The following is a 13,815-nucleotide window of genomic DNA, read 5'->3' on the forward strand; positions in this document are numbered from 1 at the left end:
CGCTCGTTCAAAACGCTCCGCTTCACAAGAAGAGCTCGGCCAGTTTACGCGAAATGTATTATTATACACCAATCCTGTTTTAGAGTTTATTATGGCTATTTTGCAACAGCCCCAGTTAAAGGAGAAGAATGAAGACACAGAAAGTTTATTTATATAACAGCATTTTTAAAGCAATTGTCTTTTTCTTTGCTTTCATTACTGTTTTGTCAGTTGTTTTAATCGGAGTATTCATGGTGATGAACGGCGGACCAAGCATTGCAAAGGTCGGCTTAAAGGATTTTTTGCTAGGTAAGGTCTGGAATTCTGCAAATGAACCTCCCCAATATGGAATACTTGCATTTATATTATCTTCTTTCTATTCTACCTTTTTTACTGTTCTCATAGCCGTTCCTATCTCTATTCTGGTAGCTGTTGCAATCGGGCAGCTTATGCCAAAGAGATTGGGTTCGGTGATAAGAATGATTATTAGTCTGTTGGCAGGGATTCCTTCCGTTATTTATGGATTCCTTGGCATAATTTTCATTGTTCCGCTGGTTCAAAAGATATTTGATTTATCCTCGGGTCTAACGATGCTTTCATCGGTTATCGTATTGATTATTATGACACTTCCGACGATTATCAGCGTAAGCGAGACGAGTATTAATGCTGTTGATAAAGGCTATCTGGAAGCTGCTTATGCCTTAGGCGTTCGAAAGGAATATGCGTTGTTTACCGTTATCCTGCCGGCTGCGAAGTCAGGTATAATGGCTGCGGTTCTGCTTGGTGTAGGAAGAGCAATCGGTGAAACCATGGCAGTTATGATGGTAGCCGGGAATATACCCCAGATGCCGTCTATGCTAAAGCCGGTGCGCTTTCTTACAACTGCTATCGTAACAGAAATGTCCTATGCCACAGAGCAAACCAGAGGAGTACTGATTGGAATTGGTTTGGTTCTTTTTGTATTTGTTTTTATTATCAATTCTATATTCCATATCTTAATAAAAAAGGCTGGTGGGGCAAATGTCTAATACAACATATGAAAAGCGGATAAGGCCGGGAAGTTTGGCAGTGCGGGCTTTGATTTATGCGGTAACTGCGATTGTAGTTATTCTGGTGGTTTCTATTATTGGTTACTTGATTATAAAAGGGCTTCCTTATATTAATTGGGATTTCTTATCAAAAGCACCCTCCCGCCTGGATGAAACCTACGGTATTGGGCCAATGATTATTAATACCCTTTATATTGTATTACTGTCACTTATTGTGTCCATACCCCTTGGTATAGGAACTGCGATATATCTTGCAGAGTATTCAAAACCAGGGAAAATTATTGCTGCGATTCGCTTCTCCATCGAGATTTTATCGGGTATCCCATCGATTGTTTATGGTCTGTTCGGGCTGGCATTTTTTATTAATGCCCTGAAGACCGGCAGCAGCGGCGGTTCCATGATAGCAGGGGCGCTTACCTGTACTTTAATAGTACTTCCTACTATGATACGTACCACGGAAGAATCTTTGATGCAGGTCAATCCTTCCTACCGGGAGGCGGCTTTTGCTTTGGGAGCATCAAAACTTCATATAATAAGAACTGTGCTCCTTCCGTGTGCTCTCCCTGGTATTGTAGTCGCCATTATCTTAAGTATAGGGCGTATTGTCAGTGAATCCGCAGCTCTCCTTTATACGGCAGGCGTTGACTACACCATGCCGGCAAATGCAATAAGGCATATTACAGAGCCGGGGGCAGGACTTACGGTACAGCTTTATCTGTATGCCACAGAAGGCGGCTCTCCTGACTGGGTTCCCTATGCAATGGCTGCAGTTTTAATGATACTGGTATTTATCATTAATCTTTCAGCCAATATTATAGCAAGTATATTTAAGAAGAAGGTGAGTATTAGCTAATGGGTATTATTACAACAAAGGATTTAAACCTCTATTATGGGGATAAGCAGGCTATCAGCAATATAAATATGGATATTGAAAAAAATAAAATTACTGCATTAATTGGTCCTTCCGGCTGCGGTAAAACTACATTCTTAAAAACCTTGAATCGTATGAATGACACGATACCCAATTGCAGAATCACCGGGGAAGTAATCTATGATAATATTAATATTTATGGAAATAAAATTGACCCGATGCTAATTCGTAAAAAGATAGGGATGGTATTTCAAAAGCCAAATCCCTTTCCTATGAGTATTTATGATAATATAGCCTATGCACCAAAGTATCATGGAAAGAAGAAAAAAGAATTGGACGATATCGTAGAAAGCAGTTTAAAGGCTGCAGCTCTATGGGATGAGGTTAAGGACCGGCTGGGTAAGAGCGCACTCTCTCTTTCGGGAGGGCAGCAGCAGCGTCTCTGTATTGCAAGGACTATAGCATTGAATCCGGAAGTTATCCTGATGGACGAGGCAACCAGTGCCCTCGATCCCATATCTACTTATAAGATTGAAGATTTGATGGGAGAGCTTAAAAAAACCTTTACCGTAGTAATTGTGACCCATAATATGCAGCAGGCTTCCCGTATTGCGGATAGAACTGCCTTTTTCCTTATGGGTGATTTAGTTGAATATGACACTACGGAGAATATCTTTGTAAATCCGAAGGAACAAAAGACCTTAGATTATGTAAGCGGACATTTTGGATAATTATCAAAGAGTACTTAAGACTCTGCTCATTCCTAACCATAAAGCATCATAACCTTCTATTATCTTATAGAAAGTTATGGTGCTTCTTTATTTTCTATTTACATCTTTGTATTTTATCCAATATAATAAGTAAAGACACCGATACATACAAACATATAAAAATGGAGACTTTTCATGAGGATTGCATTCTGTGACGACGAGAAAACTCAATCTATCTTTTTAAGGGAACTGACGGAGCAGTGGGCGAAGACTACCGGTAAGAATTGTGATATTACGGTATATACCAGTGCAGAGGAGATGCTCTTTGAGAATCAGGATAGTTTTTCCTTTGATTTTATTATACTGGATATTGAGCTGGACAGAATGAATGGCATCGAACTGGCCAGACAGATTCGGAAGGTGGATAAGAAGGTTTCAATTGCCTTTTTGTCAAACAGCAGAGAATACGTATTTGAAGGCTATGAGGTCGGAGCTGTCAGATATCTGATGAAGCCCCTTGCAAAAGAACAGCTCTATCCCCTTTTGGACATGGTACAGGTGGCAGCAGAGAAAGATAAAAAATATATTATTGTGGGTGGAGCCACGGAGAAATATAAGCTTTTGCTTCGTGATATCAGTTTTTTGGAATCACTGGGGCATTATGTAGTCATACATCTGGCTGAGAGAAGTCTTGAGGTAAAGAGGAATCTGGGGGATGTAGCAAAAGAGCTCGGAGAGGATTTTATCGCTACTCACAGAAGTTATCTGGTGAATATAGGCTGGATTGAAAAGATTACAAGGACAGACTGTATCCTGAGCGGAGGAATTACAGTGCCAATCAGCAGAAATTCCTATGAAGCGGTCAATCGGGCATTTATTAATTATTATAAAGGAGGAGAACTGTGATAACGGTTTGTTTGGAGATAATACCGTCAGCAGTTATGATGCTATACCTTCTTATTAGACAGGTTAGGCGAAAGGATAAAAAAAGTTACTTATACCTTTTGCTGCCATTTATAACAGCCGGTATATGGTATGGAATAGCAAGGGTTTTAGATGGGAGTGCCGCAAGTCTTCTGTGTCTGGCTCTGTTGGTGTTACTTACCTTTTGGACATTGCAGATGAAATGGCGCAGGATGTCTTTTTGGTCTCACGGGCTTTTTTGTTTAATCACAGGTATAATTACTATAAACGGTATTGTTAATGCTGACAGGCTTATAAACGGATATATTCTGTTGATGTTATATTTCCTAACGGAGAGCAACATTTCTTATCTTAAAAAAACTTACGAAGAAAGTACGATTTTGTATCAGAACCAGCTGTTAACGAAGCAGGTGAATGAAGTACAAAATATTTATATGACCATGAGAGGATGGAGACATGATTACCATAATCATCTGCAGACCCTAAAGGCCTATCTGAAATTAGGGCAGGCGGAAGAAGCAGCGGGTTACTTAGGCCGCCTGGAAAGTGACTTGGACAGTATTAATTATCTGATTGAATCCGGGAATGTGAATCTGGATGCCATATTAAATTCAAAACTGTCTCTTGCCCTAAAGGATGAGATAGATATTCATTATAAGGCAGAGGTGCCAAAGGAGCTTACGGTATCGGATATAGACTTGTGTGTATTAATTGGAAATCTCATTGACAATGCGGTAGAATCCTGTAATAAGATGACAGGTCAGGAGGAGAAGAGATTTATTCGACTCTATGTGGGAGTTCTTAAAAAGCAGCTCTATATATCTGTTTCCAACGGAACCAATGAAGTGATACGTAAGCTGGATGAAGATTATATTACCACTAAGAGAGGGAATCACGGACATGGTTTAAAACGTATCAATAATATTGTGGAAAAATATGAAGGTTATATTAATAGAAAGAATGAACCGGGAGTATTCGTAACGGAAGTTATGCTTCCGCTCTGAGGAATCTGCCACTCGTGCACGAAGATATGCTGTTCGTGCACTTTTTTTCTAATTGAAAGAATATCTGCTATAGTAAGACTATCGGATGGAGACGGTTGAAGCGATGAAAACGGAAGTTTTGAACAAAAGTATATGACAGAGGAGAGTGTTTATGAAAAAAGAGAATGAGCCAGCTTATTCTTTAAGCAGCAACTATCATTATATCTATGAAAATATGTGGAAGTATGACAAATCATTGATTTTTTATGGTTTGGCAGAAGTTATATTCAACGTGATTCTGCCCCTTTGCACGGTTATTTTACCCTCCATAGTAGTGGGATTATTGGAAAGGAAGGCTGAGATTTCAGAATTTATCTATACTATGATTCTTGTGTTTTTGGTGTATGGTACAGTTTCGGCAGTACAGGCTTTTCTGACAACCAGAAACAGAAATCAGTATATAGACATCCGATTAAATTATTTTTCACTTATTTTGTTCCGCAAATGCTTTCATATGGACTACAGCCTGCTGGAAAAGGAGAAAGTCAGAGCAGAGCTTAAGAAAGCAGGGGACAGTATATATGGCAATTGGCAGGGACTTGAAGGGTTGATGCATCGAAATATAAACTTCCTTACCAATGTATTAGGACTGGTGGCATACAGTGCTGTAATAGGGTGGATTAATCCGTTGATACTGATATTTTTATTGGCACTTTCCTCTATTCAGATATTGGTCTTTCGCCGGGCTAAATTATATGAGCACAAGAAAAAAGATGAAATAGCCAGAATCAAAATAACCCAAAGCTATTTGCAGGATCAAGCCTTTGATTTAAAAGCAGGTAAAGATATACGGCTTTATCAGTTGGATAAGATTATCAGCCGTGTCTATGGGTCTGCCAATAACAAATTAAAAAGAATAAAAACAAAGGTAAGAGGCATTTATTATGTAAATGATATCGTGGAAATTGTCCTGAAATTCCTAAGAGACGGCTGCTGCTATGGATATTTAATTTATCTGCTGATTCATGGCCTTTCTGTGTCTGATTTTGTTCTTTATCTTGGCATTGTCGGTGGTCTGGCAGGCTGGATTACAAAAATTACGGAAGAGATATCAGAGCTTGGAAGATGCCATTATATGATATGTGATTTTCGCAAATTCTGTGATTTGAAAGATACTTTTTCCCATACCAAGGGACAGATGACCGGAGAAGAAGATACGGCACTTGATATTGTATTCGATCATGTATCATTTAAGTATGAAGGAGCAGAAGATTATGTATTAGAGGATGTCTGCTTTCATATGAAGAAGGGAGATAAATATGCACTGGTAGGTGTAAATGGTGCCGGAAAAACAACCCTTGTGAAGCTTATGTGTGGTTTCTATCAGCCTACCAAAGGCAGAATTCTGGTAAACGGAATAGACATAAAAGAGCTTAATATTGAAAACTATTTCAAAGAAATTGCGGTAGTTTTTCAGGATACAACGGTATTATCTCTTACTATAGGAGAAAATATCTGCGGTGTGACGGCAGATAAAGCAGCGGAAGAGGACTTATGGCAGGCAATTGAACTCTCAGGGCTAAAGAAAAAGATAGACAGCTTACCAAAGGGTGTTCACACCTATCTGAATAAAGATGTGGAAGAGAGCGGAATTCAGCTATCGGGAGGAGAATTGCAAAAACTGCTGCTTGCCAGAGCTTTATATAAAAAAGCGAAACTGCTGCTCTTTGACGAGCCTACTGCTGCAATGGATGCTATTGCAGAAAGCGAGCTGTATGAACAATATCAGAAACTTCTAAAAGGCAGGAGTGCGCTGTTTATATCTCATAGATTGGCATCTACCAGATATTGCGATAAAATTCTTTTCCTGGATAAAGGCAGAATTGCAGAAGCAGGAAGTCATGAAGAACTTATGGACATGAATGGGAGATATGCCATGATGTTTGAGGTTCAAAGCAAATATTACAAGGAGGAAAGGCAGTATCCCAGGCAAGCCTGTGATACCCAATGGGTGTAAAGATGAAATTCAAGAAGCTATGGTATGATTCGATTTCTTTTATAAAATTAATTAAGGCTGACCATCCTGGTATCATATGGGTCATTGCAGTGGGGGGATTAGCAGGAGCGGCAGGCCCGTTTACACAATTATTCTTCTACTCGAGAGTGCTGAATAAAGTATTAAAAGGACTGTACAAAGAGTGTATTCCAGATGTTGTGATATTACTTACGGCTGCGTTGGTCTTAAGCCTTATTAAGAAAGCCTGTGATCAGTCTGTCAAAGTTTTACGGGAAGCCTGTGCGGATACCATATACCTCAAAACTGCCAATAAGGCCTTCTCCATGGAATACGAAGAGTTCGAAAAAACGGAAACAATGGATGCCATCAGAAGAGTGCAGGGCGGAGAGAACAGTTCGGGAGGTATCGGTGACCAAATACAAAGCATTTATGTCTTGATTGAAAAAGGGTTTGCTATTCTGTTTTCTCTTATCTTTGTTATTGTTCTTTTTACCCGGACAAAGGCAGACAGCAGCAATTTCTTTACGTCAATATGGTCTACCTTATTAATAATTATTGTATTCCTGACGGTATTTTTCCTGTGCTTAAAGCTTTCTGCCATATCCTATCGAAAGTTTTATGAGGTGGAGAAGAAGAATGAACATTTTAACTCATTTGGGGTATATTTGTTAGCAATTATGAATAATTACCAGTTTGGGAAAGATATTCGTATATTTTCGATGCAGGGGTTGCTGGAACATTATTTTAAAAAAACTATGAAGACTATTAACAGTGTCTTTTTGAAATGGTCTATCAAAGATGGCAGCTATACGGCGGTCATTGTATTATTGACACAATTAACTTCCGGACTGGTATATGTAGTTTTGGGAGGGAAGGCGGTTTATGGCAGCATCAGTATTGGAGAAGTATTTATGTATGCGGGGGTCATCCTGGAATTAACCGGCGCTATCCGAAGTGAGATTATTGAATACAACAGCTTTTATTACCGGTCGGATTATTTGAATACTTATTATGAATTTATTAATCGGCCCAATAATCGGTACACCGGTACCCTTCCGGTGGAAAAACGTACGGATGGAGAGTATGAATTTGTCTTTGAGAATGTAAGCTTTCATTATCCGGGTTCTGATAACCTGATATTAAACCAGATTAATCTCACCCTGAAGGTAGGAGATAAATATGCAATAGTGGGGAAGAACGGTGCAGGAAAGACTACATTAATCAAGCTTTTATGCAGGCTTTATGACCCTACAGAGGGACGAATTCTGCTTAATGGTATCGATATCAAATACTATGATTATCAAGAATATACAAAAGTATTCTCGGTAGTATTTCAGGACTTTAAACTATTGGCCCTCTCTCTTGAAGATAATCTGACCCTGGGAGAAGAAGCAGATAAAGAACGGATTTGGGAGGTGCTTACACAATCCGGGATGAGGAGTGCCGTGGAAAAGATGCCAAGTGGGCTTCAGACGAATCTTTATAAGAATAACGGTGAAGGGGTGGAGGTATCAGGCGGTGAAGCCCAGAAACTTGCTATCTCCAGGGCGCTGTATAAAAACGGGCCCTTTGTAATTTTGGATGAGCCGACAGCAGCCCTTGACCCGATAGCTGAAGCTGAAATATATGAGAACTTTAATTCCATGATCCAAGGAAAGACAGCAATCTATATTTCTCATCGAATGAGCAGCTGTAAGTTCTGTGATGATATTATCGTGTTAGATGGTGGTGTGATTTCAGAGCGGGGCAGCCATAATAAACTGCTGAAAGAAGATGGTATCTATGCCTCCTTGTATAATGCCCAGGCTAAATATTATGCATAATAAATAAACCGCTTTTATAGCCACTGAAGTAAAGAAAATATCCATAAATGAATATTTTGTGGATAACCTTTACTTCAGTGGTTTTTTATATTGAAATGTTTGCTTTTGTGCAATACGATTAAAACCTATCGAAATAGTGGTCTTTACTTTGGTCAAAAAGTATGATATTATAGTATTAATTGATATAAAAATTTACAAAAAAGGGAAATAGTGTATTTTATAGATATTCTTGCAGCAATCCTGTTTCGCTGTCAAGATTGCTGTTTGAAATATATTTTTACTGTTACTTATCACCACAAAAGATAAATATGAAAGGAGCACGAAATGGAGCTGAAGAGACTGGAAGAATTATTTCAAAAAATTGTAGAAATAACAGGAGTTCAAGATATCGGCTATCACAGAATAGAAGAGGGGCGTTTAAAGCCTGTTTATAAGACCCAGACAGATACCCTGGGCATTGAGAAATGGAAAACCGTACATGGTCAGAATCCCGTTTATGTGAAAGAAACATATATATTAAGGGAGATAACTGAAAAGAAGCAGCCGGTTGAGATATATGATACCCATAACGACAGCAGATCCGCGGATGCCTTTTTCCTCTTTGGCCTGGACAGTATTATGATTATTCCTGTGGTCAGAGATGATGAGGTAAAGGCGATTATCTGTGTAGCCGCTATAGGAAAACAGCACCAATTTACCAGGGAAGAAATGGATACTTGCTGCAACCTCGCTGATAATTATTTACAAGGCACTTATTAATACATCGATAGAGTTTACTAAGGGGAGTTACAAATGAGAATTGCTGACGGAATATGGAGATTTCTAAAAGAAGCAGGAGTTGATTATGTATTTGGCATACCGGCCGGAACAATCAGTCCGCTCTTTGATGCTTTAAATGATATTGATATTAAGCCTATTGTAGCCAAAAATGAAGGCGGAGCAGCCTATATGGCAGCCAGATATGCAAGTGTTACCGGTAAGATGGCAGTTTGCATAGGAGCCGGCGGAGTAGGCGCGAATAATATGATGAATGGTGTGGCAGATGCCTATCGCGCAAAATCACCGGTGTTATTTATAACCGGCTATGTTCACAGATGGCAGATAGGAAAAGGCGCTATACAAGAATTAAATACAGAAGAAATTCTAAGGCCGGTTACAAAATACAGTAAGACGGTTATGAAAGAGGAAGATGTATTGAAGGAACTGGCGCTGGCGGTTGAACTGGCAAACACAGTACCCATGGGGCCGGTGCATCTTTCTGTACCGATAGATATTCAGTTATGCCCTTTGACAGCAGACATACCAAAGCTGTCAGGCAGAACTTTTGAATTAGATGCTGCGAGCAAGGAAGGTTTAATGAGAGCTTGCAATATGATGGAAGGGGCCGGTAAAGGGCTGATTTTAGCCGGCAAGGGTACAAGGGGAAAATCCGAGTTAGTAATGGAGTTGAGCAGACACCTGCAATGGCCGGTAATTACCACACCGGAGGGCAAGGGAGTAGTATCTTCTGAATTTCCTTTGAATCTTGGCAATTATGGCTTTGCCAGCACCGATGCGGCATCAGGGTATGTCAATGATAAAGCGGTTGATTGTCTCCTGGTACTTGGCAGCGCCTTAGGCGAAAATGCTACCAATAATTTCAGCAAAGCCCTGGTAGAAAATAAAAAAATTATACATATTGACTGGGATGAGAAAGAACTAGGCAAGGTATATGAAACAGATGTTAAAATCTGCACGGATTTAAGGCTTGCCATACCTTATATCATCAATCATACTGCTCCCGGTAAAAACACCGGTTTTACAAGACCTGCTGTCAATGGGAAGCTTGAAAAAACAAATACCGGAGTTAGCCTTCGTGAATTTATGGAGGAGCTTCCGTCGTATATGCCAAAAAACACCTACTATATGGCAGATATGGGAGAGTTCATGAACTTTGCCTTCAAATATCTTTCGATACCGGAAGGCGGAGATTTTGAGACCAACTTAAATTATGCTGCCATGGGTTCAGCAATCGGCGGTGCCGTAGGAGTACAGGTGGCATATCCTAAGAGATGTGTTGCAGTATTTGCAGGTGACGGGGATTTCTTTATGAATGGTATGGAAGTTCTTACTGCCAACGAATACGGATTACCCATTGTCTACTTTATTATCAATAATGCCATGCTAGGGTTTGTTGAGCATGGTCATCAGTTCCTTTTTGAAAGGGTAGTGAAAGGTTTTAAGCAGGAGAGAATAAGCATAGCCAATATGCTTGGAGCCTGTGGGATAAAAGCAATGGAATTAAGAGAAAACAGCCAGATAAAAGAGTTACCGGAGTTCTTAAAGAATCTGGACGGTCCTGCTGTTATTGAAATTATAACGGACGGCAGTGAAGGGGCTCCAAACGGAGACAGGCTTAAGGCATTACAAAAGCATGATTAATTAAAATACCAATAGTATAAGGAGGAATCATATGTTAACAGGTAAAACAGCATTAGTAACAGGCGCATCCAGAGGAATCGGAAAGGCAATAGCACTTAAACTGGCAAAAGAAGGTGCCGATGTTATTGTAAATTATGTAAGCAGCGAAGAATCAGCTCTTAAGGTACAAAAGGAAATTGAAAGCCTTGGAAGAAAAGCCTATATTTATCAGTGCGATATCGCTAAAAGAGATGAATTGGAAGCAATGGTAGCTTTCACCATTGAAAAATTCGGCAAAATAGATATTCTCGTTAACAATGCAGGAATTGTTCGCTATAACACGATTACTGATATGAGCCAGAAGGATTGGAATGATGTGGTGAATACCAATTTAACGGGTATGTTTAATTTATGCCAGTTGGTAGCTCCTTATATGATTAAACAGAACCATGGAAAAATTGTTAACATCAGCTCCCTCGCTGCAGTTAAGATGCTGCCTGCTTCCTATGGTTATACTGCAACCAAGGCAGGTATTTCTGCATTTACAAAGGTTCTGGGTACAGAGTTAATCGGAAATAATATTAATGTCAATGCCATTGCACCCGGAATTATTATCACCGATATGCTGGACAGCCTGGGAGATGCAGCAGAGGCCTATAAACAGCAAATACCTGCAAAGCGTTTCTGCGATGCGGAAGAAGTAGCTGAATTAGCATATTTCCTGTGCCAGGATATTTCAAGGTATATTGTAGGACAGACTATCGTAATAGACGGTGGATTGGCTTTATAGAGCATCTGCTAGAAATATTTCACACTTATGTAAATTTTAGTTATATAAAATTTGACTTTAGAGCAAGTTTTAGGTATAATCATATTATATAAATCGACATGGTGGGTTATAATAACAGAAAAAAACTCAAACCATGACACCTTTTTATTACGTATTAAAGCTAACTTTAAAAAGCAAACTTATTAAAAGATAAGGACGCAAAGCCGCGAGTCTAAGGCGCATGCTATGATTGTCGGGTTGCTGTAGTTAATGTAGCCATCTGTGGGAGACTGCATTTGGCTATTTTTATGCAATAAAAGACAGAGATTATTACATTAGGAGGTCTTGAGTGTGGAGAGTTATAATGAAAAGGGTACATTAAGGAGGATTTTAGTTTCTACTCTTGCTGTAATGTTTGGCAGCTTTCTTCTTTTAACAGCAGGAGCGTTTTTAAGAGTGCAGTCCTTATTAAAAAGCAGTGGTGAAGGACATGTTTCAAAGGGTGGATTTCTTGGCTTTATGCTGGTATTAGTCGTTGTGTTACTGGGACTTGCTGCTCTTTGCCTGACACTTATACTAAGAAACATGTTGCAGAAGGCTGCAGTAACAGAAGCTAATTCTGATTACAGCGAAGATAAGCCAAAAACAAATACAGAGAAGAACATTCATGAATTTATTCAGCATGTGAAGGAATCCGTAGATATCATTACCTTTTCTTCTGATGAATTGAAACGCTCCTCCGGTGAGATGAGTGATATTTCAAACAGAGTAACTCTTTCCATATCCCAATTGGCAGAAGGGGCAACCCAGCAGGCAGAATCCACGGAAAAGGGAAGCACCAGAATAAATAATATTACCGAGATGATAATCTGTATCGGTGATGACATGGCAATTTCGGACAAGGTATCCGATGAGGCTATTGAGGCTATAACAGATGTAAAAGAATCTATCCGTTTTCAGGAAGGAAAGATGGCTGAGAACAAAGTCATTACTGAGAATATGGGTGTTGCCATTACAGATTTAATGGATAAATCCAAAGAAATCGGTAAGATCTTAGAGGTTATAAAGGGAGTAGCCCAGCAGACCAATCTGCTTGCATTAAATGCGGCAATTGAAGCGGCAAGAGCAGGTGAACACGGAAGAGGATTTGCGGTTGTTTCTGAGGAGATCCGTAAGCTGGCGGAGCAATCAGCTGAATCCGGTAAGCAGATTACAGAGATTATCAACGATGTCCAACAGGGCATTGAAAATACTGTTATGCAGATCAAAAAAGCGAATACTCTTTCTCAAGAGCAGGAAAAAGCTTTTGAACATACAGTGAATTCAATCACAGATATTTCGGAAAAAGTGTTCTCCATTGGCGTAAAAGTAAAGGCGGTAGCCGGAGCTACCCAGTCTCTGACGGAAGATGCCAGAGAAGCGGAAGATATGATTGCTACCATTGCAAGCATATCAGAAGAGACAGCAGCAGGAACAGAGGAAGCATCTTCCTCCGTGGAAGAGCAGAACAACCTTATACAATTGGTTGCTGAATGCTCGAATGAGATGTATAGCATAGCACAGGTATTGAAACAAAAACTTGAAGAATTCGACGCAAAGTAATCAGAACCCGCTTGTCTTGGAGGTCTACTCCATTTCAAAATAAATTTTACTTTAGGAGGAAAAATTGTTATGTTAATAACACATCCAAAGGGTCTGTACTCCATAAACTATGATGCAGACAAAAAAATAGTTTATGAGACACCTGTAGGTCTCTGGACTAAAGAAGACTATGCAGAGTATCACAGCCAGTTTGAGAATAAGATTGGTCCTGCAATCAACAAACAACCATGGGTAATCGTCAGCGACTTAAGGAAATATAAAATGTCAGATTTGGGTGATGTTATGGCTAAGCACACCGAATGGCTGGCAGATAATAATCTGCAGTACGGAGCTATTATCGTAGACAGCGCAATTGTTAAAATGCAGATTAACAGAGCTATATCATCCAAGTTCCCTCAGCAGGCCTTTTTAAATGAAGATGAAGCAATGACCTGGTTAAAATCAAAAGGTTACTAAGATAATTAAGGGCTGTCGCACTAAATTTTGCGGCACCCTTTTCGCATTCGTGAAGTTTATCATATTTAGTTATGCAAAGAGCAGAGAAGTTATTATCTGACAGAGACACGTTCTCACCTGGTTGGATAATGACTTCTCTGCTTTTTTAGTGAGTGGTGTGGTAAATCCCAATGATCTTAAATCTTGTTCAAGCTGTCGCTTTACGATTTCAAATACGAAAGCAGCAGTCCCA

The 13,815-nt window shown here is 39.6% G+C and carries 12 protein-coding genes and 1 riboswitch; all 12 genes read left to right on the forward strand.

All coding sequences use genetic code 11. The features are described 5' to 3' along the window. The first annotated feature begins 128 nt into the window (after positions 1-128). The 12 genes from pstC (at position 129) to bsdcttw_RS01460 (ending at position 13,583) form a co-directional block, all read left to right on the forward strand. Entirely contained in the window at positions 129-1,007 is an 879-nt protein-coding gene (gene pstC, locus bsdcttw_RS01405; protein WP_185257678.1) for a phosphate ABC transporter permease subunit PstC, read from the forward strand. Next, complete coding sequence (pstA, locus tag bsdcttw_RS01410) at positions 1,000-1,881, forward strand: phosphate ABC transporter permease PstA (protein WP_185257679.1); 882 nt, start codon at positions 1,000-1,002, stop codon at positions 1,879-1,881. Before pstC ends, pstA begins: the two co-directional genes overlap by 8 nt. After that, positions 1,881-2,630, forward strand: coding sequence for a phosphate ABC transporter ATP-binding protein PstB (pstB, locus tag bsdcttw_RS01415; protein ID WP_185257680.1), 750 nt, complete (start codon positions 1,881-1,883; stop codon positions 2,628-2,630). The genes pstA and pstB overlap by 1 nt, the downstream gene beginning before the upstream one ends. A 174-nt stretch (positions 2,631-2,804) precedes the next feature. After that, entirely contained in the window at positions 2,805-3,515 is a 711-nt protein-coding gene (locus bsdcttw_RS01420; protein WP_185257681.1) for a LytR/AlgR family response regulator transcription factor, read from the forward strand. Next, the gene (locus bsdcttw_RS01425) at positions 3,512-4,537 is read left to right on the forward strand and encodes a sensor histidine kinase (protein WP_225903760.1); all 1,026 of its coding nucleotides are present in this window, start codon (positions 3,512-3,514) and stop codon (positions 4,535-4,537) included. The genes bsdcttw_RS01420 and bsdcttw_RS01425 overlap by 4 nt, the downstream gene beginning before the upstream one ends. Positions 4,538-4,688: 151 nt before the next feature. Continuing rightward, the gene (locus bsdcttw_RS01430; protein WP_185257682.1) at positions 4,689-6,533 is read left to right on the forward strand and encodes an ABC transporter ATP-binding protein; all 1,845 of its coding nucleotides are present in this window, start codon (positions 4,689-4,691) and stop codon (positions 6,531-6,533) included. Between the two features lie 2 nt (positions 6,534-6,535). Continuing rightward, entirely contained in the window at positions 6,536-8,356 is a 1,821-nt protein-coding gene (locus bsdcttw_RS01435) for an ABC transporter ATP-binding protein (protein ID WP_207726477.1), read from the forward strand. Positions 8,357-8,680: 324 nt separating this feature from the next. Continuing rightward, entirely contained in the window at positions 8,681-9,115 is a 435-nt protein-coding gene (locus bsdcttw_RS01440) for a GAF domain-containing protein (protein ID WP_185257684.1), read from the forward strand. 33 nt (positions 9,116-9,148) lie between these two features. Further along, positions 9,149-10,777, forward strand: coding sequence for a thiamine pyrophosphate-binding protein (locus bsdcttw_RS01445; RefSeq protein ID WP_185257685.1), 1,629 nt, complete (start codon positions 9,149-9,151; stop codon positions 10,775-10,777). 31 nt (positions 10,778-10,808) lie between these two features. Next, the gene (locus tag bsdcttw_RS01450) at positions 10,809-11,546 is read left to right on the forward strand and encodes an SDR family NAD(P)-dependent oxidoreductase (RefSeq protein WP_185257686.1); all 738 of its coding nucleotides are present in this window, start codon (positions 10,809-10,811) and stop codon (positions 11,544-11,546) included. Between the two features lie 162 nt (positions 11,547-11,708). Beyond that, positions 11,709-11,791, forward strand: a riboswitch (cyclic di-GMP riboswitch). Between the two features lie 85 nt (positions 11,792-11,876). Next, the gene (locus bsdcttw_RS01455; protein ID WP_185257687.1) at positions 11,877-13,127 is read left to right on the forward strand and encodes a methyl-accepting chemotaxis protein; all 1,251 of its coding nucleotides are present in this window, start codon (positions 11,877-11,879) and stop codon (positions 13,125-13,127) included. A gap of 69 nt (positions 13,128-13,196) precedes the next feature. After that, complete coding sequence (locus tag bsdcttw_RS01460) at positions 13,197-13,583, forward strand: hypothetical protein (RefSeq protein WP_185257688.1); 387 nt, start codon at positions 13,197-13,199, stop codon at positions 13,581-13,583. Positions 13,584-13,815: the final 232 nt, after the last annotated feature.

Source organism: Anaerocolumna chitinilytica (assembly GCF_014218355.1).
In the GTDB taxonomy this organism is placed as follows: Bacteria; Bacillota; Clostridia; order Lachnospirales; family Lachnospiraceae; genus Anaerocolumna; species Anaerocolumna chitinilytica.

What these genes read in the sequence shown, in the direction of transcription:
- bsdcttw_RS01420 (WP_185257681.1), top strand. Translation starts at nt 2,805, where the DNA reads ATGAGGATTGCATTCTGTGACGACGAGAAAACTCAATCTATCTTTTTA.
- bsdcttw_RS01460 (WP_185257688.1), top strand. Translation starts at nt 13,197, where the DNA reads ATGTTAATAACACATCCAAAGGGTCTGTACTCCATAAACTATGATGCA.
- pstA (WP_185257679.1), top strand. Translation starts at nt 1,000, where the DNA reads ATGTCTAATACAACATATGAAAAGCGGATAAGGCCGGGAAGTTTGGCA.
- bsdcttw_RS01445 (WP_185257685.1), top strand. Translation starts at nt 9,149, where the DNA reads ATGAGAATTGCTGACGGAATATGGAGATTTCTAAAAGAAGCAGGAGTT.
- bsdcttw_RS01430 (WP_185257682.1), top strand. Translation starts at nt 4,689, where the DNA reads ATGAAAAAAGAGAATGAGCCAGCTTATTCTTTAAGCAGCAACTATCAT.
- pstC (WP_185257678.1), top strand. Translation starts at nt 129, where the DNA reads ATGAAGACACAGAAAGTTTATTTATATAACAGCATTTTTAAAGCAATT.
- bsdcttw_RS01450 (WP_185257686.1), top strand. Translation starts at nt 10,809, where the DNA reads ATGTTAACAGGTAAAACAGCATTAGTAACAGGCGCATCCAGAGGAATC.
- pstB (WP_185257680.1), top strand. Translation starts at nt 1,881, where the DNA reads ATGGGTATTATTACAACAAAGGATTTAAACCTCTATTATGGGGATAAG.
- bsdcttw_RS01440 (WP_185257684.1), top strand. Translation starts at nt 8,681, where the DNA reads ATGGAGCTGAAGAGACTGGAAGAATTATTTCAAAAAATTGTAGAAATA.
- bsdcttw_RS01435 (WP_207726477.1), top strand. Translation starts at nt 6,536, where the DNA reads ATGAAATTCAAGAAGCTATGGTATGATTCGATTTCTTTTATAAAATTA.